19 protein-coding genes are annotated in these 22,336 nt (G+C 57.7%); 4 read left to right on the forward strand and 15 right to left on the reverse strand.

What is annotated here, in order from left to right; genetic code table 11:
- Positions 1-4: 4 nt before the first annotated feature.
- From xdhC to DSD30_RS09135, 5 genes are all read right to left on the reverse strand, one after another.
- On the reverse strand, positions 5-838 hold the full coding sequence (gene xdhC, locus DSD30_RS09115) for a xanthine dehydrogenase accessory protein XdhC (RefSeq protein WP_114009308.1): 834 nt from the start codon (positions 836-838) through the stop codon (positions 5-7).
- On the reverse strand, positions 831-3,188 hold the full coding sequence (gene xdhB / locus DSD30_RS09120; protein ID WP_114009309.1) for a xanthine dehydrogenase molybdopterin binding subunit: 2,358 nt from the start codon (positions 3,186-3,188) through the stop codon (positions 831-833). The genes xdhC and xdhB overlap by 8 nt, the downstream gene beginning before the upstream one ends.
- Positions 3,185-4,645: a xanthine dehydrogenase small subunit gene (xdhA, locus tag DSD30_RS09125; RefSeq protein ID WP_114009310.1), complete on the reverse strand. Its 1,461-nt coding sequence runs from the start codon at positions 4,643-4,645 to the stop codon at positions 3,185-3,187. Before xdhA ends, xdhB begins: the two co-directional genes overlap by 4 nt.
- Before the next feature lie 229 nt (positions 4,646-4,874).
- Positions 4,875-5,696 carry a bifunctional allantoicase/(S)-ureidoglycine aminohydrolase gene (locus DSD30_RS09130; protein WP_114009311.1) on the reverse strand — a complete coding sequence of 274 codons (822 nt, stop codon included), beginning with the start codon at positions 5,694-5,696 and terminating at the stop codon, positions 4,875-4,877.
- Positions 5,697-5,903: 207 nt separating this feature from the next.
- Complete coding sequence (locus DSD30_RS09135) at positions 5,904-6,749, reverse strand: fumarylacetoacetate hydrolase family protein (RefSeq protein ID WP_114009312.1); 846 nt, start codon at positions 6,747-6,749, stop codon at positions 5,904-5,906.
- A 160-nt stretch (positions 6,750-6,909) separates the two neighbouring features.
- Between DSD30_RS09135 and DSD30_RS09140 the strand changes: the two genes are divergently transcribed.
- Together DSD30_RS09140 and DSD30_RS09145 are read left to right on the forward strand one after the other, a co-directional pair.
- Positions 6,910-7,278 (forward strand): hypothetical protein, encoded by a 369-nt coding sequence (locus DSD30_RS09140; protein WP_198662883.1) that lies wholly within the window; start codon positions 6,910-6,912, stop codon positions 7,276-7,278.
- A 101-nt stretch (positions 7,279-7,379) separates the two neighbouring features.
- Positions 7,380-7,838, forward strand: a complete 459-nt coding sequence (locus DSD30_RS09145) for a DUF411 domain-containing protein (protein ID WP_114009314.1) — start codon at positions 7,380-7,382, stop codon at positions 7,836-7,838.
- 20 nt (positions 7,839-7,858) lie between these two features.
- Here DSD30_RS09145 and DSD30_RS09150 read toward each other — a convergent pair whose 3' ends face one another.
- The 10 genes from DSD30_RS09150 to DSD30_RS09195 all read right to left on the reverse strand — a co-directional run bounded on the left by DSD30_RS09150 (position 7,859) and on the right by DSD30_RS09195 (position 20,158).
- Positions 7,859-9,790 (reverse strand): beta-galactosidase, encoded by a 1,932-nt coding sequence (locus tag DSD30_RS09150; RefSeq protein WP_114009315.1) that lies wholly within the window; start codon positions 9,788-9,790, stop codon positions 7,859-7,861.
- Positions 9,787-10,647, reverse strand: a complete 861-nt coding sequence (locus DSD30_RS09155) for an SMP-30/gluconolactonase/LRE family protein (RefSeq protein WP_114009316.1) — start codon at positions 10,645-10,647, stop codon at positions 9,787-9,789. Before DSD30_RS09155 ends, DSD30_RS09150 begins: the two co-directional genes overlap by 4 nt.
- Positions 10,648-10,678: 31 nt before the next feature.
- On the reverse strand, positions 10,679-11,284 hold the full coding sequence (locus tag DSD30_RS09160; RefSeq protein ID WP_114009317.1) for a 2-dehydro-3-deoxy-6-phosphogalactonate aldolase: 606 nt from the start codon (positions 11,282-11,284) through the stop codon (positions 10,679-10,681).
- Positions 11,281-12,192 (reverse strand): 2-dehydro-3-deoxygalactonokinase, encoded by a 912-nt coding sequence (locus DSD30_RS09165; protein ID WP_114009318.1) that lies wholly within the window; start codon positions 12,190-12,192, stop codon positions 11,281-11,283. The genes DSD30_RS09160 and DSD30_RS09165 overlap by 4 nt, the downstream gene beginning before the upstream one ends.
- Positions 12,189-12,953, reverse strand: a complete 765-nt coding sequence (locus DSD30_RS09170; RefSeq protein WP_114009319.1) for an SDR family NAD(P)-dependent oxidoreductase — start codon at positions 12,951-12,953, stop codon at positions 12,189-12,191. The genes DSD30_RS09165 and DSD30_RS09170 overlap by 4 nt, the downstream gene beginning before the upstream one ends.
- 85 nt (positions 12,954-13,038) lie before the next feature.
- Positions 13,039-14,769, reverse strand: a complete 1,731-nt coding sequence (locus DSD30_RS09175; RefSeq protein WP_114009320.1) for an IlvD/Edd family dehydratase — start codon at positions 14,767-14,769, stop codon at positions 13,039-13,041.
- Positions 14,766-16,853 (reverse strand): alpha-galactosidase, encoded by a 2,088-nt coding sequence (locus DSD30_RS09180; RefSeq protein WP_114009321.1) that lies wholly within the window; start codon positions 16,851-16,853, stop codon positions 14,766-14,768. Before DSD30_RS09180 ends, DSD30_RS09175 begins: the two co-directional genes overlap by 4 nt.
- Before the next feature lie 71 nt (positions 16,854-16,924).
- Positions 16,925-17,773, reverse strand: coding sequence for a carbohydrate ABC transporter permease (locus tag DSD30_RS09185; RefSeq protein ID WP_114009322.1), 849 nt, complete (start codon positions 17,771-17,773; stop codon positions 16,925-16,927).
- Positions 17,773-18,693, reverse strand: a complete 921-nt coding sequence (locus tag DSD30_RS09190; protein ID WP_114009323.1) for a carbohydrate ABC transporter permease — start codon at positions 18,691-18,693, stop codon at positions 17,773-17,775. The genes DSD30_RS09185 and DSD30_RS09190 overlap by 1 nt, the downstream gene beginning before the upstream one ends.
- A 217-nt stretch (positions 18,694-18,910) precedes the next feature.
- A complete protein-coding gene (locus tag DSD30_RS09195) occupies positions 18,911-20,158 on the reverse strand; it encodes an ABC transporter substrate-binding protein (protein WP_114009324.1) in 1,248 nt (415 codons plus the stop codon).
- A 216-nt stretch (positions 20,159-20,374) separates the two neighbouring features.
- On the opposite strand from DSD30_RS09195, the gene DSD30_RS09200 reads away from it, so the two are divergent.
- Both DSD30_RS09200 and DSD30_RS09205 read left to right on the forward strand, forming a co-directional pair.
- Positions 20,375-21,184 carry an IclR family transcriptional regulator gene (locus DSD30_RS09200; protein ID WP_198662884.1) on the forward strand — a complete coding sequence of 270 codons (810 nt, stop codon included), beginning with the start codon at positions 20,375-20,377 and terminating at the stop codon, positions 21,182-21,184.
- Positions 21,185-21,263: 79 nt separating this feature from the next.
- Positions 21,264-22,325: an ABC transporter ATP-binding protein gene (locus DSD30_RS09205; protein WP_114009325.1), complete on the forward strand. Its 1,062-nt coding sequence runs from the start codon at positions 21,264-21,266 to the stop codon at positions 22,323-22,325.
- Positions 22,326-22,336 lie beyond the last annotated feature (11 nt).

The raw sequence follows: 22,336 nt of genomic DNA on the forward strand, positions 1-22,336 counted from the left end.
TTGTTTAAACTGGATGATCCGCCACCGCGATGCTGGCCCGCATATCCTGCAAGATCAGCAATTCCGCCGCCACCATCGCCGCAATGACGGCAGGCCGTTTGTCGTGCGAGCCACCCGCCCCAATCGGGCAGACAAAATCTTCCAGCATCCAATCCGCATCAGATCCAAATTCCCGCCTTAGCCAGTTGGAGAAGGTCCCCCGCTTGGTCTTCGAACCGATCATCCCGACATAAAGCGCGTCGCCGCGCAACAGGGCTTCGCGCGCCAACAGGAAGTCAAGGGCATGATCATGGGTGAGAATGAGGAAAATGCTGCCTGGCCGCGCGGTGCGCACGCCCCCTTCCGGCAAGGCGGAGAGCCTTTGCTCGACATCAGCCTCCAGCAAGGCCAGTTCCTCGGCCCGGCTGTCAATGACGATTGGATGGTAGGGCAGCAAAGCCAAGGCAGAGGCCAAAGCCCGGCCCACATGGCCAGCACCAAAAATATAAATCTGGGGTTCAGCTTGCGCCCGCTGCGCCTGCTCTTGCAAGGCAGCAGAACGGGCCGCTTCATCAACCCTTTGAAAGACCAAGCGCACCCGACCACCGCAGCACTGGCCGATATCAGGCCCCAAGGGGATGTCAAGCTGAACCGTCCCCTGCCCCTGCCGCAACATCCTTCGTGCTTCGTCAATCGCCAGATATTCCAGCTGTCCGCCGCCAATCGTCCCCCACTGCCCTGTGGGTGAGACAAAGATGTCCGCCCCCACCTCACGCGGCGATGACCCGACCAGATCATCAAGCACCACACGCACCACATCTCGGTGCTGATCGAGGAAGTCATGCAGCGTCTTAGCCATCTTCGTCTCCTGCATAATCTTGCAACCTGTCTACGGCCATCAGAATCCGTTCCGGCGTCGCAGGTGCATCAAGCCTTGGGCATTGGCCATAGTCTGCCACACTGGCCACCGCCATCGACAAGGCCTCCAACACGGATGCCGCCAGCATAAAAGGTGGCTCACCAACCGCCTTGGAGCGCTTGATGGTGCGTTCTTGATTCTCTGACCAGTCGGCCAGCGAGACATTGAAAATGGCTGGGATATCGCTCGCCAGCGGGATTTTATAGGTCGATGGCGCATGGGTGCGAAGCCTCCCGGCATCATCCCACCACAGCTCTTCCGTGGTTAGCCAGCCCATCCCCTGCACGAAGGCCCCTTCGACCTGACCGATATCAAGCACCGGATTGAGCGACTTGCCGACATCATGAAGAATGTCAGCACGCTCGACCCGATATTCACCAGTCAGTGTATCTATTGTCACTTCCGAGACTGCCGCCCCATAGGCAAAATAGAGGAAGGGCCGCCCTTCCCCCTTTTCGCGATCCCAGTGGATTTTCGGCGTCTTATAGAATCCGGCAGCGGACAATTGCACCCGCGCCAAATAGGCTTCCTTGATCAGAGCATCGAAGGCCAGTTCCTCATCGCCAATCCGCACCCGGTTCGGCAAAAACTGGATGTCTTTTTCGCTGACAGACCATTTCTCCGCCGCAAAGGCGATCAGCCGCGCCTTGATCTGCTCGGCGGCATCGAGCGCCGCCATGCCATTCAAATCGGTGCCGGAAGACGCCGCCGTCGCCGATGTGTTGGGCACCTTGTCGGTTGCCGTGCGGGTGATCTTGATCCGCTCAAGGTCCACCTGAAAGGCATCGGCCACCACCTGTGCCACCTTGACATTCAGCCCCTGCCCCATCTCGGTGCCACCGTGATTGAGCTGGATTGAGCCATCGGTATAGATATGCAGCAAACTGCCCGCCTGATTATACCAGGTGGCGGTGAAGGACACCCCGAACTTGACCGGTGTTAAGGCAATCCCCTTGCGCTCGATCTGTCCTTTGGCGACGGCCTCGTGGTTAAAGGCAATCACGGCCGCGCGCCGCGCCTGATAGTCGGCCCGGCCTTCGAGCTCGCCCACCAGCCGCTCAAGGATATTGTCTTCCACCACCTGATGATAAGGCGTCACATCGCGCCCCGGCCCGCCGTAAAAATTGGCCTTGCGCACCTCTAGCGGGTCCTTACCGACGGCATAAGCCACCTCTTCGATGATCCGCTCGGCGGCAATCACCCCTTGCGGCCCACCAAAGCCGCGAAAGGCCGTGTTGGAGACGGTGTTGGTCTTCATCGGATGAGAATCCAGCCGCACATGGGGGTAGAAATAGGCATTGTCTGCATGGAACAGAGCCCGGTCGGTGACCGGCCCGGACAGGTCGGAAGAATAGCCGCAGCGAGCAATATAGTCCCCCCGCACCGCCTCAATCCGCCCGTCTTCGTCAAAGCCCACCTCATAATCGACAATGAAATCATGGCGTTTGCCGGTCGCGGTCATATCGAGGTCCCGATCCGGACGCAGTTTGACCGGACGGTTCCATTTTTTCGCAGCCAGCGCAGCAATCGCGCAGAAGATATTCATCTGCGTTTCCTTGCCGCCAAAGCCACCACCCATCCGCCTGACCTGAATGGTCACCGAGTGAGATGGCACACCGAGCACGCGGGCCACCATATGCTGGGCTTCGCTCGGATGCTGGGTCGAGGCATGAACCAGAACATCTTCATCTTCGCCCGGCAGGGCAAAGGCAATCTGGCCTTCCAGATACATATGATCCTGCCCGCCCATCCGCATTTGGCCCTTGAGCCGCCTTGGCGCAGCCTCAAGCGCCCGGTCCGCATCACCACGCTTCAGCGTCATCGGCTTGGCCACATAGGTCCCGCACGCTTCCTTGGCTGCCAAGGCGTCGGTCACATGGGGCAAATCTTCATATTGCACCTCTGCCAGCATCGCCGCGCGGCGGGCAATGTCGCGGCTCTCGGCAATCACGGCAAACAAGGGCTGCCCCCAATAGGAGCAGACATCGGTCGGGAAGACCGGCTCATCATCGAGATGATTGGGACTGATATCATTGATACCGGGAATGTCCTCAGCGGTGATCACCCCGACCACGCCTTTAACCGCAAGGCAGGGGGCAAGATCCAGCGACAGGAGCCGGGCATGGGCCCGCTCGCTGACACCGAAATAGCCATGCAAGGTGCCGATCGGCTCTGCCAGATCATCGGTATAATCCGCCCGCCCGCGGACATGCTTGTCAGCGGAATCATGCTTGATATTCTGATGCACGCCACCCTTGATGGCCGTGGCTTTCGAGACATCCTGTTTCATTCTGCTGCCACCCCACTTGCATCATTCACACCATGCTCCATCCAGAAGCGGCGGAACAGATTTTGCGCCACTTTCATCCGATAGTCAGCACTGGCCCGCCAATCGGAAATGGGCGAAAAATCCACCGGCAGTGTTTTCGACGCAGCCATCAGGCTCATCTCGCAGAAAGGCTGCCCAACCAGCAAGCCTTCGGCTGTTATCGCCCGCTTCGGCGTCGCCGCCATGCCTCCAAGCGCAATCCGGGCTTCTTCAATCACACCATTGCCAACGCGCACATGCACGCCCATGCAGACGGTGGAAATATCCTCATCCCGGCGTTTGGAAATCTTGTAGGCGGCATTGAGGCTGCTGGCCTTGGGCAAAGGCAGGCGCACCGCCTCGACAAAATCGCCCGCCTGACGATCCTGCTTGCCATAATCAATAAAGAAATCCTCAAGTGGCAGCACCCTTTGATCAGAACCACGCCGCAACACCAGCTCCGCTCCCAGCGCGATGAAGACAGGCGGCAGGTCGCCAATTGGCGAGCCATTGGCAATGTTGCCGCCAATCGTGCCCATATTGCGGATCTGAGGCCCGGCAATTCGGCTCCAGAAATCCTCAAGATGTGGAAAATGGGCAGCCACCGCCTCCATGGCTTCGCTGTAACTGACCCCGGCGCCGATCACCAATTGGCCATCCTGTTCAGCAATGCTTTTAAGACCGTCAAGCCGGGTGAGAAAAAGAACCGTATCCAACCGTTTCAGATGCTTGGTGACCCACAGACCGACATCGGTGCCACCCGCGACAATCGTCGCCTCAGGCTCTTCGAGGCGCACGGCCGCCAGATCATCAAGCGAAGCGGGCAGGATTGCGCGTTGTCCCCCAACAGTCAGCTCAACCCGTGCCTCATCCCGCAACGCCCCCAGCCGCACCACATTGCGCTCACGCTCTGCCAGCAACCAGTCGCTGCCCGGATTGCCATAGTCAGATATGGCCGCCGCAGCCTTGAGGATCGGTTGATAGCCAGTGCAGCGACATAGATTGCCCTGCAAGGCCACGTCCACCGCCCGACGGTCAGGCCTTGGATTTTCCATCCAGAGAGCATAGAGCGCCATGACAAAGCCGGGCGTGCAAAAACCGCATTGGGAACCGTGATGATCGACCATCGCCTGCTGCACCGGATGCAGACCACCATCAACCCCACGCAAAGCTTCAATCGTTACCACATGGCAGCCATCGAGCGAGGGCAGGAAACGGATGCAGGCATTGACCGTCTCATAGATCAACTGGCCCTGATGAAGCCGCCCGACCAAAACCGTGCAGGCGCCACAATCCCCCTCGGCACAGCCTTCCTTCGAGCCGATCAGCCGACGCGTCAAGCGCAAGTGATCAAGCAAAGTGGTGTCCGGTGCGACCGCATCAAGCTCTTCGAGTTGATCATTGAGCCAAAATCGTAATGTCCTGCGGATGGTAGGCATCGTCGGTTCCTTTTGCTGACCCACTTCAAGTGTGTCGCGACCAACAGAGATCATGCATCCACGACACGCTCAGCCCAACAATTCAGCAGTCATCGGCTCTGACCATTCCTTGGGCATCTTCAACCCTATTCTATGCGCACTTGTCCGGATATGCTGAAAAAGTAATGACAGCTTTAGGATAATGCAAATAATAGCGAACAAAAAGCCCTTAAACGATGCCGATTAGGCATCAAAGAAAGGTCATGTGCCGGTTCACATCCTTGTAGAGCAAATAGCGGAATTTGCCCGGGCCACCGGCATAACAGGCCTGAGGACAAAAGGCACGCAGCCACATATAGTCGCCAGCCTCGACCTCGACCCAGTCCTGATTGAGCCGATAAACCGCTTTTCCTTCAAGCACATAAAGGCCATGCTCCATCACATGGGTCTCAGCAAAAGGAATAACGCCCCCCGGCTCGAACGTGACAATGGTGATATGCATGTCGTGGCGCATGTCATCGGGATCGACAAAACGCGTTGTTGCCCATTTGCCGTCCGTATCCGGCATCGGCGTTGGTGCGATATCCCGCTCGCTGGCGACAAAGGCCTCGGGCTTGTCCACCCCGGCGACGGCCTGATAGGCCTTGCGAATCCAGTGGAACACCGCCACGTCCGCTGCCTCGTTGACAATCGACCAGTCTGATTCACACGGAATATAGGCAAAGTCCCCTTCCTTCACACTGTGCTTCACGCCATCAATGGTCAGGGAAAGCGCCCCGCTGGTGCAAAATATTCCAGCCTGAGCGGCTTTGTTGGTCTCGGGCTGATCACTGCCTCCTTGCGGTTCCAGCTCAACGATATAGTGGGAAAAGGTTTCGGCAAAGCCGGTCAGCGGCCGCGCCAGCACCCACATCCGCATGCCGGTCCAGAAGGGCAGCTTGCTACAGACAATATCCCGCATGGTGCCTTTGGGAATGACCGCATAGGCGTCGGTAAAGACCGCCCGATCCGTCAGCAGATCGGTTTGTGCAGGCAGACCACCCTGCGGTGAATAATAGGGTTTGACGGACATGGGGGGACCTCCCGAAAGGCATTTCGAGCGCTCCAGTCTGCAACAGAAGTGACGCGCTCATCTTGACGCCCTATCTTGCCAACCAAATGCAAAGACAGGGCTTTCCATGATAAAACCCTGTCTTGCCGCATTTTCCAACCAGCTTCATGGCCTTTCAGCCCTGAAGCATTGTTTCGCTTTTTTTGAAAATCTCCCCTTAAAGGGCCTCTATCCGTCAAACGCCACAAACTGTTGCACCTGCTCGCCAAGTCCTTCGACCCCAAGCCGCACTTCATCACCGGCTTTGAGATAACACGGTGGAGACATGCCCATACCAACGCCCGGAGGGGTACCGGTGGTGATCACATCCCCCGCCCGCAAGGGAAAGAAGGTCGACAGATGGGCAATGATCTCGGCCACCGGGAAAATCATCTTTTCCGTATTGCCGGTCTGCATCCGCTCGCCATTGACATCAAGCCAAAGGTCAAGCTTTTGAGGATCCGGGATTTCATCACGGGTCACCATATAGGGGCCGATCGGACCAAAGCCTTCGCAGGACTTGCCCTTCACCCATTGTCCGCCATGTTCAATCTGGAAAGCGCGTTCAGAGAGATCATTGACCACGCAATAGCCTGCCACGTGAGACAAGGCGTCTTCCAGTGCAATATGCGCGCCGCCCGTCCCGATGATCACCCCCAGTTCCACCTCCCAATCGGTCTTGGTCGAGCCTTTGGGGATCGTTACCGGATCATTTGCCCCGGTCGCTTCGCACACCTTGGTAAACAGGATCGGAAAGTCAGGAATCGCCATGCCGGCTTCTGCTGCGTGATCGGAGTAATTCAGCCCAATGCAGAAAAAGCGTTGGCTATCTGCAATGCAGGCATCATACCGCACGTCATCCGGCAGCATTGGGAACATGGTTGGATCCAAAGCCGCCAACCGCGCCAAAGCCTCGTCGGACAGCTGATCCGGCCCCAGATCCGGAATCACCGAAGACAGGTCCCTGCCCCGCCCCTCGGCATCCAGCATCCCCGGTTTCGCAGCCCCTCTTGGCCCAAATCGGAACAACTTCATCGCACGCCTCCTCACCTTGATTATTGATTGGTCTTTCAAAACACAGAACCACCATCTTGCCCTATTTACAACGGATAAACGAAGCGACCTGTTGCGCCTTGACATCGACCCGTCGGAGCACCGACAGTGGGTATCAAGAACAGACCAAGGGAAGCCCTTCTTGCGCAAGACCGTGATAGTATTGATGCTGTTTCTGCTTGTGGTGCCGATGAGCGCCGCCACCCTTTTGGCTGCGCCCTTTCAGAGTCTTCCGCATGAAAGCATCACCTCCATGGTGAAAAGCATCATCGAGCACCATGCTGTTTCAGATGACCAGACAGCCAGCCAACAGCCAATGCCTTGCCCGGATTGTCCCATGTCAGACTGTGACCCGGATCCTGCCGGGGATTGCAGCTTTCATGCCTGCTGCTTCCTTCATCCCGCAATGCAAGTCTTCAGAGATCTGCGTCACACACCTATGGCGACCTTCAGCGACCATCACCTGTTGGCCATTTTCCTGCAGCCACCGGACGACCCACCCATTTCGTGACAACACTCCCCCAACAGTGACCGGCTCCTCCTTGTCTGTTGAAAGATGACATCGCGGCAGCCTGTTGCCATTCTCATAAGTTGAACAATATGGAGTTAGTCATGTTCCTCAAACCCATCACCCAAGCGGTCTTTCTGGCATCGAGCCTGCTTTTGCCGCTATCTTCTCACGCAGCAGAAGGCCCCAAAGTCACCGTCTATAAATCCGCTTCATGCGGCTGCTGCGGCGACTGGGCTGCGGCTCTTGAAAAAGCCGGATACCAAATCGAGACCAACAATATTGATGATCTCGACTGGGCCAAGCAGCAATTCAGCGTACCCGAAGAGATGGAGGCCTGTCACACGGCCATCATCGATGGCTATGTGGTGGAAGGCCATGTGCCCCTTGAGGCTCTGGCCAAACTGCTAAAGGAGAGACCGAAGGTCCGTGGCATCGCCACTCCGGGCATGCCGATGGGCTCCCTTGGCATGGGCTATGACCCGAAAGCCCGCTACACGGTCTATGCTTTCGGGTTACCCGGCAATCAAGCCCCGCGCCCATTCTATGAGGCGGGGCAATAAGCCTTCTTTGCGTTGATCCTTCAGCGCTTTTTCCAGCTCACACCGGCGGCGGGGATTGTCTCGCCGCCCCATTTCACCGGCTCGGGATTATAGTTGAAGACAAAGCGGTGGTTCGCCGTATCACGCAGTCGCACGCCGTCTGGCAGGGCGACAGTCTCGATACCTTCAGCGGCGCAAAGCGGTGTCAGGATTGCCCGCCAGGCATCCGCATCCGGCCAGATCGACAGATAGTGCCATTTGCCATCATTCTTCACCAAAACCGCTTCACCGGATTGCGTTTTGGCCACCACCTCGAAATCGCCTTCAAGGCTTTCTAGCCACCGCCCCCCATGGCCGCAGATATCCAGCGGAACTGCCACTGATGGGGGCAGGCTCTGGGTCAGGCTGACGGTGCAATCAAGCCCCACCAGATTGGGGCCCAATGGCATCGGGAACGTCAATTCTTCGGTTTTAACCCCGCTGCGCGGCCCGAGAATAACCGTCGCATCTGTCGACGACAAAGCCAACCCTTCAAGGGTCATCAGGCCCGGCGCCAGAATGAGCTTGTAACCCGTCAGATTGCCGCGCTTGGGCAGAATATCAACCGACAATCCCAAGGCCCGCAAGGCACGATAGGTCTCGAACACCAGTCGGAAATAGTCGAAATCCGCACCCTGTGGCTGGGTATCCCACGCCCATTGCGACGGATAGTCAAAAATCAGCGCCACCGGGGCCTGCACGATGGCCGGTGCCTGCAAGGCCTCATCGGCCGCAATCTCTGCGGCGACCTGCCGTGCTTCTAAAAGGCCACGGGCTTCCACATGATCCGGGCGCAGCAAGGCGGTGTGCATCTGCTCCTGAGCAAAGGGCGCTTGCCGCCAGCGGAAATAACTCACCACTTCGGCCCCATGGGCAAAGGCTTCCCAACTCCAAAGCCGCACCATGCCATCCAGCGGTGCAGGATTGAACGGGGCCCAATTAACCGGGCCGGGCTGCTGTTCCATCACCCACCAGCGCCCCTTGCCAACGGCACGGTAAAGATCGTGATGGAAGGCCTGAAAGTCAGGGTCGCCTTGCCTCAGGAACCGCAGCTTGTGGTCTTCACTTTCCTCCAGACGATCTGACAGGAAACCAATCGGATAGCTGTCCCAACTGGCAATATCGAGATCCAAACCAACATCATAATGATCAAACTCGGTCACCCGGCCCATATAATTATGGATCAGCGGCGCGTCGGTCAGCTCACGCAAAGCGTCGGCCTGCTCCTTGTTGAACCGAACAACCTGATCGGACGAGAACCGCCGAAAGGCCATCACGTGGGACGGATTGGGCTCGGTGACAGTCATGTTGGGCAGTTCGATCTGCTTGAAGCTGTCATAGTCCATCGACCAGAAAACATTGCCCCACGCCTCATTGAGCACAGCAATGCTGCCATAAAGCTGGCTCAACCAATCGCGGAACCCCACTTGGGCAGCGTTGGAATAGGACAGAATCGTATCATGGCAACCATATTCATTGTCGATCTGCCACGCCGCCACATGCGGGTTGCGACCATAGCGTTCGCCCATCAGGCGCGCCATCCGCACCGCCTCGCGTCGATAGCCTGCATGGGAAAAGCAATAATGGCGCCGCGATCCGAACTTGCGCGGCTGGCCCTTTTCATCCACCGCCAACATGTCGGGATAACAATCGATCATCCAGCGCGGCGGCGTGGCGCTCGGCGTGCCCAGCACTACCTTCAGTCCCGCCGCCCCCAATATCTCGATTGCGTCATCCAGCCAGTCCCAGACCATCTTGTCCGGTTGAGGCTCCAGCCGGGACCAGGCGAATTCGCCGATCCGCACCCATTTGATGCCCGCCTCCACCATCCGACGGGCATCTTCCTGCCACACGGAACGGTCCCACTGTTCGGGATAATAGCAAACGCCCAGAGACCGCTGGAACGCCTTCAAACCTTCAATCGATTTTGTCATAGCTGCACCTTGTGTTCTCTCTGCCCCTTTAACGTGACATCGCGCTGGAAGACCGATCCAGCCAGTGGATGCTGAGCGATGCCCGCCTCATCCAGCTCGCAGCGGGCCGAGGTCACATAAAGTGTCTGCCCTTCGCGCCCGCCAAAGGCCGGACAAGTAAGATGGGGTGCGCCAAAGGCTTCAGCAAACAGAAAGTCTCCGTCCGGGCCATAGACTGCCACGCGTGACGCCCCCCATTGAGCCACCCACAAATTGCCCACCGCGTCCACAACCGCCCCGTCCGGGTCGAGATCATCAGCGCGAAAGTCAATGAAACAGTCCGCCTCAGCCGCTGGCCAACCTTCCCCATCCAGCGCCACCCGCATCAAACGCTGGGTGCGCGTATCGGTGAAATAGGCATGTCGGCCATCGGGCGCAAAGCAAATGGCATTGGAGATGGAAATCCGGTCATAGAGCCGCCGCAGCTCACCGCGATAAAAGCGATAGATCGCCCCGGCATGATCTTCGCCCTTTTTGCCCATGGTGCCAATCCAGAAGCCGCCATAGGGGTCGGCGCGACCGTCATTGGACCGGGTCAGAGCATTATCCCCTTCCAGATCGCAGACCCGTTCCTCAGCTCCGGACACGAGATTGAACAAAAACAGCCTCGTTTCGCTGGCCACCAGCAAATGGTCGTGATCGACCCAGCCGCAGGCACTGACCATCTGGTCAAAGTCCCATGCCGCAGGACCGTCCCCGGTCCGGGTGAGCAATCGTCCTGCCAAAATGTCAAACCAGAAGAGCTGTCCCCGCTCCGGGTGCCAAAGCGGCCCTTCCCCGAGGCTGCATCGGCGATCGTCAAATAGATCCGCGTTCAATCCGCCTTCTCCCCTTGCCCATTATGGTGCCTTACCCCATCGCCGCATCATAGGCCGCAACCACTTGTCTGGCTCTTTCGGCCAGATCTTGCGGCGAGCGCCCCGGAACATAAAGCGCCGTTCCAATACCAAAGCCATCTGCCCCGGCAACCACCCAGTCTCCAAAATTTTCCGGCCCGGCCCCGCCAACCGCATAGACCGGCACATCGCGCGGCAATACAGCCCGCATGGCTTTAAGCCCCTCAGAACCAACAAGCGAGCCGGGAAACAGCTTCAACCCGTCCGCCCCCGCCCGAATGGCGGTGAAGGCCTCGGTCGGCGTCATCACACCGGGCCAGCTTTGAAGCCCCCATTCCTTGGTCACCGCGATGACATCCGGATTGCAATCTGGCGAGACCACCAGCTTGCCCCCCGCTTTGGCGACAGCGGCCACATCTTCAACACTCAACACGGTGCCAGCCCCGATCAGCGCCCGATCCGCATAGGCCCCTGCCAGTAGCCTCACACTTGTCAGAGCGTCAGGAGAATTGAGCGGCACCTCGATCATGGTGATCCCGGCTTCGATCAGCCCCTGCCCCGCCGTCTCGACCTCAGACGGCTCGATCCCGCGCAAAATGGCAATGATATTGCGGCTCATGCTGTCTCATCCTTTTTCTGCGCTCTTTGTCGGTATACGGCCATCAGGCCTGCCAAAGTCATGTCGAGGCCATTTTCCACCTCGGGCTTAACACATTCTTCGCTCAGCGCCATGTCATAGAGATGGCAAAGGCTGGCCTCCCCGATCAGGCTGATCCGCTGTCCCAGCCAATAGGGCTTGGTGGCAGCCAGTTCCATACCAATCAACAGCCCGGACAGGCGGGCCCGCACATCTGCAGCTTTCAGGCCAGTCAGCAGGCTCTCGGCCCTCAGACTGAACAACCGACTGGTTAGCCGTGCCGGATGGGCCATCCCTTCCGATACAGCCTCCAGAAACAGCTCCTCATTCAACCCTTCTTCGCCAAGGGAATGCTTCAGCACGGTATGGTTGGCGATCACCGCGAACATTTCACCAGTCATCGCCGTCTGGAACGACACCACTTCGCCCGCACTGATCCGCACCCATTTGCTGTGCGTCCCCGGCAGGCACAAAACGCCGTCGAACTCCTTGTCCTTGGCCAGATAGCCAGCAATCTGCACCTCTTCGCCGCGCATCACATCCGCGGACCGATCCTGTTTGAGACCCGGCACCACATGCACCCGGAATGCTGGACAGGAGACCGACCCATAGAGATCCCCCAGCGGTTCGCAAGGCACGGCACGATAGGGCGCCTCAACCCAACCCTGCCGTGAGCCGACCATGCCGCAGGCAATCACGTCAACGGGTTGGGGGTGACCGGCCAGCTGATCTGCGATCAGATCAGCAAGGGCCGGTTCGAAACCGTCCATGGTGAGTGAACCCATACCGCTCTCCGAAGAGCGATGAAACAGCACCTTGTCTGCCTCATCCAAACCCCAGGCACGCAAATGGGTTGTCCCCCAGTCAACGGCAATCCATGACAAACTCATCCTGTTACCACCACGCCACCATCGATCACCAAAGTCTGACCGGTCATCATCCGACTGGTCTTGGAGGCCAGAAACAGAACCCCATCGATGATGTCTTCAGGCTGGATCGGTTCTTTCAGGCACTGCATCGCCAGATGGTTTTCGAGCGCTTCAGGCGTCACCCACATGTCCTTCTGCTTTTGGGTCAGCACCCAGCCCGGAGCCAGTGCATTGACCCGAACGCCATCAGGGCCCCATTCGCGCGCCAAAGATCGGGTCATGCCATTGATGCCCGAATTGGCCGTGGTGTAGCAGGTCAGATTCTCATGCCCCATCATATAGGCAATGGAGGAGAAATTGATGATCGAACCACCGCCCCGCTGGCGCATGCCCTCAAACACCGCCTTGCAGGAAAAGAAGTAGGACCGCAGATTGAGCGACATATTCCAGTCCCAGTAGTCCTGTGTCACATCCTCTGCCCTGTGCCGCTCATCATTGGCCGCATTGTTGACAAGGATCGAAATGGCGCCATGGACTTCGGCGGCCTCCGCAATGGCCCCTTCCAGCTTGCCCACATCGGTAATGTCGCATGGCAGGAACAAAGGCCGGTTGCCGGTTTCCCGTTCCATCCGATCGCAAAAGTCGGTTGCATCAGAGCGCTGAACAAAGGCCACCTTACAGCCCTGCCGCAAGAAGCCCTCTGTCAGATAAGCGCCAATCCCCGACCCACCACCGGTGATGAATACAGACTGGTTCGCAAGATCCGAATAGGTTGCATGCATTGGTCACTCTCTTTCCCGGTTGGGCGGCCCCCTCTGCCAAGGGAGATCCGCCAACCCTTCTGATTTTTCTGATCCTGTTGGTGTTTCAGTGGCTTTCTCGGGTCACGAGACGGGTATCCTTGCCCACCAGAAAGTCCAGATCGGCCCCCTGATTGGCCTGCAAAACATGGTCGATATAAAGCCGCGCATAGCCGCGGCTATAATGAGGTGCATCGGGCTGCCAAGCAGCGCGGCGCTTCGCCAATTCAGCCTCATCGACCAACAGCTCCAAGGCCCCTGCCGAGGCACTGACCCGGATTTGGTCGCCGGTCTTGACCAAAGCCAGCGGCCCCCCAGCCTGCGCCTCTGGGGCCACATGCAGAACCACCGTGCCAAAGGCCGTGCCAGACATTCGCGCGTCACTGATCCGCACCATGTCCCGTACCCCTTGTTTGACCAGCTTGGCCGGGATCGGCATATTGCCCACTTCCGGCATCCCCGGATAACCCTTCGGCCCACAGCCCTTTAGCACAAGGATCGTATCCTTGCTGACGGGCAGATCTTCGCGGTCAATATTGGCTTTCATATCTTCGATGCTTTCAAACACATAGGCTTCCGCCTCATGTTCGAGCAAAGCATCCGTTGCGGCTGACGGTTTGACGATGGCCCCGTCCGGCGCCAGATTGCCTTTCAGCATCCGCAAGCCAGCCGCCGCTTTGACCGGCGCATCATAGGGGTGGATCACATCATCATTGTAGCATTCGGCGCCCTCCGCATAGGCGCTGATATCCTTGCCCATCACCGTCATGGCAGGACGCAAATGGCCTTTCAGACGGTCCAGCACCACCGGCATGCCGCCCGCATAGCAGAAATCTTCCATCAGATATTGGCCCGACGGCATGCAATTGACCAGCAGCGGAATATCCTTGCCAATCTCCACATCCTCCAGCCGCAGATCGATCCCGACCCGGCCTGCCAGCGCCAGCAAATGGACCACCGCATTGGTCGAACCACCGACCGCTGCATTGGCCAGAATGGCATTCTCAAAGCTTTCCCGACTGACCACCTTGGAGAGTACCAACCCCTCTTCGACCATTTCGACAATCCGCTTGCCGGTCAAATGCGCCAAGGCCATCCGGCGGGCATCGACCGCTGGCAAGGCCGCATTGGTCGGCAAGCTCAGACCCATTGCTTCCACCAAGGAGGCCATGGTCGAGGCGGTGCCCATGGTCATACAGACGCCCTTTGAGCGGCTCATGCCGGATTCCGCCGCCATGAAATCCTTCAGCGTCATTTCCCCGGCCCGCACCGCTTCGGAAAATTTCCAGACATCGGTGCCAGAGCCAATATCCTTGCCCTTCCATTTGCCATTCAGCATCGGGCCGGACGAGACGACAATGGTCGGCAAATCCACCGATGCCGCCCCCATCAGCTGCCCCGGCGTGGTCTTGTCGCAGCCGCCGAGCAGAACCACCCCGTCCATGCCATAGGCGCGGATGCTTTCCTCCACATCCATCGACAACAGATTGCGAAACAGCATCGCGGTCGGCTTCATCTGGGTTTCGCCCAAGGACATCACCGGAAACTCGACCGGGAACCCACCGGCCTCCCAGACGCCCCGTTTCACCCCTTCAGCCAGATCCCGCAAACCCGAATTGCACGGCGTTAGCTCCGACCATGTGTTGCAAATGCCAATCACCGGCCGCCCATCAAACACATGATCTGGAAAACCCTGATTTTTCATCCAACTGCGATGAATGAAACCATCCTTGTCGAGTTTGCCATACCAAGCCCGGTTGCGCCGATTCTGCTTTTTGTCGTCGCTGTTATCGCTCATAGTCTTTGCCCTTCTAAAACCCACATCACATCGGGGAAGCTCCAAGGCAGCGTCACCCCATGCTGCATCAGAAATGCCCCGCTGACTTCAATCGGTCCTTGTTTCAAGGCGGGCGTCCCACGCGACAGGCGCACGCCCCGGTCTGCATCCAACAGGGTCAGCCGATAGTGCGCCTCTGGCTCCAGCCCGGTCAAGCGCAGAGGCCGCGGCAAAATCTGCCTTGAAGTCCCCGCTTTGCCCGCAAAGACCACAAATCGGCCCCCATCGGCGGCCAATTGCTGTTCGGCAAAGATCGCTTTATCCCCATGATCGAGCCGCAAAATGTCGGCTTTTTCCAGCCAGCCGCGATTGGCCTTCCACCAGCTGGTCACCCGGGTCAGCAAAGCGGCCTCATCCGCGCTCAGTTCGCGCGGATCCATCTCAAAGCCCATATGCCGCTGAGCGGCCACCCAGGCCCGCAAATGGATATCCAGATCCCGCCCGGATGTATGGCAATGGCGCGGCCCCACATGAGAGCCTGTCACCACCAGCGGCAGGAACAGAGCCGCTTCATGCTGGATCCGCATCCGCTCCAGCGCGTCATTGCTGTCCGACAGCCAGACCCGCTGGGTGTGTTCCAAAATACCAAAATCAATCCGCCCGCCACCCGACGAACAGCTTTCAATTTCAACACTGGGGAAATCCGCCCTCAGACGGCCAAGCAGGTCATAAATCCCCGCTGTCTGGTCCGCATCGGGATAAGGCAGCACCCGATTATGGTCCCACTTGATATAATCGATGTCATTGTCCGACAGGATGGCGGCGATCTTGTCATACAAATAGGCGCGCACCGCATCCTTGGCCATGTCGAGCACAAATTGCTGCCGCCCGGCCAACTGGTCCGCATCCCCCAGCATCCAATCGGGATGGGCGCGATAAAGATCAGAGTCCTTATTGACCATTTCCGGCTCGAACCAAATGCCAAAGCACATGCCCAAGCCCTGCACATGATCGATCAGCGGCGTCAAACCATCGGGATATTTGCGCCGATCAATCACCCAATCCCCAAGCGAGCTGGTGTCATCATCACGCCGCCCAAACCAGCCGTCATCAAGCACAAAGCGCTCAGCCCCAAGAGCGGCTGCCCGGTCGGCAATCTGCTTCAGTGCCTCGACATCATGGTCAAAATAGATCGCTTCCCAGCAATTGTAATGCACCGGACGGGGCCGTTCCGGATGCGGCATGGTCAAAACCCTGTCGCGAAGATGGCGCTGAAAGGACACCGCCAGCCCATTCAACCCCACATCAGAATAGGTGAAATAGAGGGGCGCGGTCTCGGCACTGGTAACAGGCGCACGCAAGCTTCCCCCCGCATGGCCAAACTGGATTTGCCGCCGCCCGTCAGGCATTTCTTCCGCCACCAAACGATGACCGCCAGACCAGCCATAGTGAAAGCCATAGGCCTCGCCGCTGGTGTTGATTGCACCGGTCAGCGGCACGATCAGGCCGGGAAAATGCTCATGACCTGACCGCCCCGTGCGATTGTCACGCAGATGGGCACCTTGGGTCCAAGCCACCCTGTTGGTCATGAATTCCCCACACCAACGGCCGGAAAAATCGATCATCTCGTCGGACAATTGCGGGCCGGGCAAAACCGGTGCCGCCAACCAATCAACAAGGATCGGCGCGCCTGAGGACAGCGACGCCCGCGCCACAATCATCTTGGTGCCCGCATCAATAGCAAAGCTGGCGATATAGGTGAGACCCAACGCCTCGTCGGCAAAGGTCAGGCTCAGCGCCCCCTCTTCGCTGTCATCCGCTGCAACAAACCGCAACCGCGGTGCAAGCAGATGCCCATCCGCCGCGCGCACCATCATCCCCGGTTGGCCGGGAAAGGTCTGGCTGGTTTCCGGGCAGATCGACAAGGCAGGCACTTCATCGAGCATGCCACCGGTCACATCCATGCCTTGCGCCTGATACAGCCCTTCCAGATCCTCGTCATCGGGCAAGCGGCGGCCCCAATAGGCGACCTCCGCCAACTGATCATTGCGTGACACCAAAACAAGGCTTTGACGATCATCGTCAAGCCGCCAACAGCGTTTCATGAGAAAATCCTGCCAAAAAATGGAAAAGGAAAGGAGAAAGCCAGCTGCCAGAATGGCAGCTGGCTGAGAGCTTATTTGACTGCGCCCAAGGTCAGCCCTGCAATGAAGTGGCGCTGCATGGCAAAGAACATCGCCACCGGCGGCAGAGCCGCGACAAGCGAGCCGGCACTCATCATATTGTAGGCCGCCCGATATTGGGCATTGAAGCTGGTAATCCCTGCGGTTACCGGCTGGCTATCCGGCCCTTGGGTCAGCACCACCGCCCAGAAATAATCATTCCAGATGAAGGTGAAGATCAGCACGGACAGGGCGGCAATGGCCGGTTTCATCAAAGGCAGCACCACATGCCAGAAAATCTGCAACTCGGTCACCCCTTCCACCCTTGCGGCCTCAATCAGCTCCTTGGGCAAGGCGCGAATGAAATTGCGCATGAAGAGGGTGCAAAAGCCGGTCTGGAAGGCAATGTGGAACAAGACAAGCCCGGTCTTGGTGTCATAGAGCCCCATATCGAGCGTCAATTCGCGCACCGGCACCATCAGGATCTGGAATGGCACGAAATTGCCAGCCACAAACATGAAGAAGACCCACATATTGCCCTTGAAGCGATAGATGCCCAGCGCAAAACCCGTCATACAGGACAAAGCCACCGCCCCGATCACCGTCGGCACCGTGATGAAGACCGAGTTAAACAGGTAGCGTGGCATGTCGGAGGCGGTGAAGACCTTCCAATAATTGCCCAATCCGTCCGTGCTCGATGGCAAGCCCCAATAGTTAGCTTGCGCAAAATCCACGTCAGGTTTGATCGAGAACAGCGCAACCGCCAGCAAGGGAGCAAGCCACATCAACAGGGCAATCGGCAACAAACCCTGATAGGACAGGGCATAGGCGCGGGACTTCTTTTCTACCGGTGTCGGAAACATTACGCCCCCCTCTCGTCACGTGCCATTTTCCAAAGGAAGAAGGAAATATAAACCAGCATGATCAGGAACAGCACCACGGCAATCGCCGCGCCATATCCCATCCGGAAGCCATATTCCGACAAGGCCACTTCAAACATATAGAAGGCCAGCACCCGGCTTTCGCCAAACGGGCCGCCATTGGTCATCACCGAAATCAGGTCAAAGCTGCGCAAGGCCCCGATTATCGTCACCACGAAGGCAATGAAGGTTGCGGGACGCAATTGCGGCAGGATGATATACCAGAGCATTTTCCCGCCCTTGGCCCCGTCGAGCCGTCCTGCTTCGATCTGCTCTGGATCCACGGCATTCAGGCCTGTGAGATAAAGGATCATGCAATAGGCCGTCTGCGGCCATAGCCCCGCAGCAATGATGCCATAGGTTACATAGCGCTCATCCCCCAGCACGTTGATGGGGTCAAACCCGAAGAAACCAAGCATTTCATTCAACAGACCGAAGGTCGGGTCATAAAACCAGCTGAAAACCAGCCCGACCACCACCTGCGAGATCACGAAGGGGAAGAAAAACAGCGACTTGTACAGCCGGATACCAACGACCGTCTGATTGAGAAACAAGGCAATGAACAGACCGGCAGGGATGGCCAGCAAATAGAGCAGCAACCAAATCAGGTTGTTGCGTAAGGAGACATAGAAGGCATCATCCCAGTAAAGCTCTTCGTAATTGTAGAAACCGACAAAGGTCCGCTCTCCCAGTCCATCCCATTCATAGAAGGACAGGTTGAAGGACTGAAAAATCGGAAAGATCACATAAAAAAGGAAAAACAGCACACCGGGCAACAACAGCAACAGCGGGGTCATGCTTTGTTGATTGCGATGCCACCAGCCGGATTTGGCGGTTGCATAGTCTGCAGGCACGGAAGTCATCAGCGATCCTTTCCATGATGCGGCCAGACGAGGCCGTCAGATGAGCAGTCTGACGGGGCATTCAGACGTCGGGAACAATGAGACGGACAGCAAACCGGACTGGAATGACAGCATCGGTGCGCCGGGTATACGCAATCCGACCACACCACCCGGCCACGACCCAAAGGTCGGACCGGGTGACAGGGTTGTCATCTCAGTGGTTTTGCATGGCTACAATTTACTTGTAGATACGCTTGCGAGCGCGTTCGAGCTGATTGAGGATACGATCCAGCTGGTCTGGCTTGACCATGAATTTCTGGAAACCATCCATCGCAACCTTGGCCATTTCAGCCGGAGCATCACGGTCGAAGAACTGCGCCACACCATCAGCCGCATTCAGCATCGGTGAGCCTTCCTGAAGGAACTTGTCGTCGGCCACCGAGCTGTCGGCATTGACCGGCAACTGGCCCAGCTGCTTGTTGATGATGGTCTGGTTTTCAGCATCGGCCACATAGCGCAGGAAAGCCCGGGCATTGTCCTTATTCTTGGCCTGCGCCGGAATATGGAAGGTATCCATTGGCGCATCTTCACCGTCGCTGACGCCTTCGGTGATCACCGGGAACTTGTAGAAATCGAGCTTGCTGTCATCAAGACCAGCTTCACGCAAAGGTGCCACGGCGAAGTTGCCCATCAGATAGGCCGCCGCTTCCCCTTTGACCATGAAGGGCAATGCCTCCTGCCAGCTGTAAGAGGTGTGATTGTCGACATAGGCGCCCATGTCGATCAGCTCGCGCCAATTGGCGAATGTCGCTTTCACCCGATCATCGGTCCACGGCACATTGCCCTGCAGCAGGTCGATATGGAATTCGAAGCCGTTGGTGCGCATGTTGAGATAGTCGAACCAGCCCGCAGCAGTCCAAAGGAACTTGGTACCGATCGTGAAGCATTTACGGCCACTATCGAGAATTTTCTGGCAGTTGGACTTCATGTCGGCAAAGGTTTTTGGCTCGCTCAGACCCAGTTCCTTGTAGATGTCCTGACGATAATAGATGCCCCACTGATAGAAGGAATAAGGCACGCCCCACTGCTTGCCATCAAGGGTCAGAGCGGCTTTGGAAGGGGCCAGTTTGGTGGCAAACAGATCTTCTTTCCAAAGATCGGACACATCATCAAACAGCCCCGCATCCACATAAGGCTTCATCCGGTTGGCGGCATACCATGTGGCAACGTCCGGCGCATTGGCGGTCAGGAAGTTGCGGATCTGGGTTTTGTAGGCTTCGCGATCAATGATCGTGGTTTCGATCTGCAAATCCGGATTCTTGGCCTGGAAGCGCGCAATCATGTCTTCCATGGTCGCCCGCGGCGCCGGGTTTGACGTATCGAGAAAGATCTTCAAATCCCCCGTAAGACCTTCCGCCATCGCTGGCACCGCAATCATCGCAGTTGTGGCAAGAGCTGCCAAAGTTGTCTTGAGCATGGAACGCATTTTGTCCTCCCTATGGGTTCCAACTATTGAAACTTGGTTTTACATATTGCAATCATAACGCCAAACGGCTACACCTTGTCAACAGCAACAATTAAAAAGACACCGGTTTCGGGCCGCTCTACCTGTCCGCTAGCGCCAGCTACAAGCAGGCACGACAGGCTGTGTTTGCGGGCAGATATCAAGGCAAGCTGGCCGGTGAAAGCTGGGAGACATGAGATGGCTGTGATGGATGAAAAAAGGTCCGCCACCCCGGTCAAGACCGCTGATGGCACAGTCGGCAAAGCCCTTGATGTGCTCGATCAGGTGGCAGGCTTTGGCCGTCCGGTTCGCTTTGCCGAACTGCTCGAAGGCAGTCGCTATCCCAAAGCCACCCTTTATCGCTTTGTGCAAACCCTGACCAATCAGAACATGCTGAGCTATGACCCGGAGCGCCAGACATATAGCCCCGGCTTTCGGCTGGTGCGTTTGGCTCATGCCGCGTGGCGCCAGACATCGCTGGCACCGATCGCCCGCCCCTATCTCGACCAGCTCAGCCTCGACATCGGCGAAACCGTGCATCTGGCACAGCTGGATTCCGGTCATGTGCTCTATGTCGACAAGCGCAACGCCCGACAGCCCATCGCCATGTATAGTCAAGCGGGCAAAATCGGCCCGGCCTACTGCACCGGTGTCGGTAAAGCGATGTTGGCCTATCTGCACGAACCGCAATTGTCGACAGTCCTCTCGCAGCAGAGTTTCCATGTCTTCACACCGCACACCTTGCGCGATATTGACAGCCTGAAGGCTGAACTGGTCGAAATCCGCACAGCGGGCCATGCCTTTGACCGCGAAGAGCATGAGCCAACCATCATTTGCGTCGCCGTGCCGATCATCACCAATCAAGACAATGTGCTGGGCGCTCTGTCGGTAACAAGCTCCACCCAGCGTTCGAGCCTGGAGGCGCTCGAGTTGCTGGCACCGCGCTTGAAACGAACAGCCAAGACCATCGCCGAAGAAGCCACCAACTGGCATTTTCCCGACGCTTGACGCCCGACACGGCTCCAAGGCAGGAAGGCACTAAAACAATCGCAGCTCTCATCCGGGCTGATCAGGAGGAAACAACACCATGTCAGGACTGAAGCTCCGCAACACCGTCAAGAAATTCACGCAGGTTCAAGTCATCCATGGCGTCGACCTCGACATTGCTGACGGGGAATTCTGTGTCTTTGTCGGGCCATCGGGTTGCGGCAAGTCGACACTTCTGCGGATGATTGCCGGTCTGGAGGAGACCACAGAAGGCACCATCCATATCGGCGAACGCGACGTCACCAAAATGGACCCTGCCGAGCGTGGTGTCGCCATGGTGTTTCAGACCTATGCCCTTTACCCGCATATGACGGTTGCGGAAAATATGGGTTTTGGTCTCAAAATGAATGGCTTTCCGAAGGAGGAGATCAACGCCAAGGTGACCGAAGCCTCGCGCATTCTCCGGTTGGATGACTATCTCAAGCGCAAACCCAAGGCCCTGTCCGGCGGCCAGCGCCAGCGTGTCGCCATTGGCCGGGCCATCGTCCGCGGGCCAGAAGTCTTCCTGTTTGACGAACCCCTGTCCAACCTCGACGCCGAATTGCGCGTCGAAATGCGTGTCGAGATCGCCCGCCTGCACAAGGAAATCGGCGCGACCATGATCTATGTGACCCATGATCAGGTCGAAGCCATGACCCTGGCCGACAAGATCGTCGTGCTGCGCGCTGGCAAAATCGAACAGGTCGGTGCGCCGATGGATCTTTACCGCGATCCTGACAATCGCTTTGTTGCGGGCTTCATTGGCTCACCTTCGATGAATTTCTGCGCGGGCACCTTTGCGGCTGGCGGCATCCGGGTGGAAGGCTTCGGCATCGACCATCTGGCGCCACCATCCAGCCTGACCGATGCCCAGAAAGACGTAATCGTTGGCGTTCGCCCCCAGCATATCAAGATCGATCCATCAGGCAGCACCCATATGGTCGAACATTCCGAATCTCTTGGTGGCGTGTCCTATGTCTATTTGCGCGCCGACAATGGCGAGCGGATCACCGTCGAAGCCGGAGAAGAAGCACCAGCCAAGAATGGCGACCGTGTCGGCCTCGCCATCGAAATCGATCGTGCCATGGTGTTTGATGCCGCCACCGAGGCCCGCATACGCTAGCAACCTCACAG

Source organism: Cohaesibacter intestini (assembly GCF_003324485.1).
In the GTDB taxonomy this organism is placed as follows: domain Bacteria; phylum Pseudomonadota; class Alphaproteobacteria; order Rhizobiales; family Cohaesibacteraceae; genus Cohaesibacter; species Cohaesibacter intestini.

Bases quoted from the DNA above. Each gene is read 5' to 3' on its own strand.
- DSD30_RS09205 (WP_114009325.1), top strand. From the start codon at position 21,264: ATGTCAGGACTGAAGCTCCGCAACACCGTCAAGAAATTCACGCAGGTT.
- DSD30_RS09190 (WP_114009323.1), bottom strand. From the start codon at position 18,693: ATGACTTCCGTGCCTGCAGACTATGCAACCGCCAAATCCGGCTGGTGG.
- DSD30_RS09175 (WP_114009320.1), bottom strand. From the start codon at position 14,769: ATGAGCGATAACAGCGACGACAAAAAGCAGAATCGGCGCAACCGGGCT.
- DSD30_RS09130 (WP_114009311.1), bottom strand. From the start codon at position 5,696: ATGTCCGTCAAACCCTATTATTCACCGCAGGGTGGTCTGCCTGCACAA.
- DSD30_RS09135 (WP_114009312.1), bottom strand. From the start codon at position 6,749: ATGAAGTTGTTCCGATTTGGGCCAAGAGGGGCTGCGAAACCGGGGATG.
- DSD30_RS09160 (WP_114009317.1), bottom strand. From the start codon at position 11,284: ATGAGCCGCAATATCATTGCCATTTTGCGCGGGATCGAGCCGTCTGAG.
- DSD30_RS09180 (WP_114009321.1), bottom strand. From the start codon at position 16,853: ATGAAACGCTGTTGGCGGCTTGACGATGATCGTCAAAGCCTTGTTTTG.
- DSD30_RS09195 (WP_114009324.1), bottom strand. From the start codon at position 20,158: ATGCGTTCCATGCTCAAGACAACTTTGGCAGCTCTTGCCACAACTGCG.
- DSD30_RS09150 (WP_114009315.1), bottom strand. From the start codon at position 9,790: ATGACAAAATCGATTGAAGGTTTGAAGGCGTTCCAGCGGTCTCTGGGC.
- xdhB (WP_114009309.1), bottom strand. From the start codon at position 3,188: ATGAAACAGGATGTCTCGAAAGCCACGGCCATCAAGGGTGGCGTGCAT.
- DSD30_RS09165 (WP_114009318.1), bottom strand. From the start codon at position 12,192: ATGAGTTTGTCATGGATTGCCGTTGACTGGGGGACAACCCATTTGCGT.
- DSD30_RS09200 (WP_198662884.1), top strand. From the start codon at position 20,375: ATGGCTGTGATGGATGAAAAAAGGTCCGCCACCCCGGTCAAGACCGCT.
- DSD30_RS09170 (WP_114009319.1), bottom strand. From the start codon at position 12,953: ATGCATGCAACCTATTCGGATCTTGCGAACCAGTCTGTATTCATCACC.
- DSD30_RS09185 (WP_114009322.1), bottom strand. From the start codon at position 17,773: ATGTTTCCGACACCGGTAGAAAAGAAGTCCCGCGCCTATGCCCTGTCC.
- xdhA (WP_114009310.1), bottom strand. From the start codon at position 4,645: ATGCCTACCATCCGCAGGACATTACGATTTTGGCTCAATGATCAACTC.
- DSD30_RS09145 (WP_114009314.1), top strand. From the start codon at position 7,380: ATGTTCCTCAAACCCATCACCCAAGCGGTCTTTCTGGCATCGAGCCTG.
- xdhC (WP_114009308.1), bottom strand. From the start codon at position 838: ATGGCTAAGACGCTGCATGACTTCCTCGATCAGCACCGAGATGTGGTG.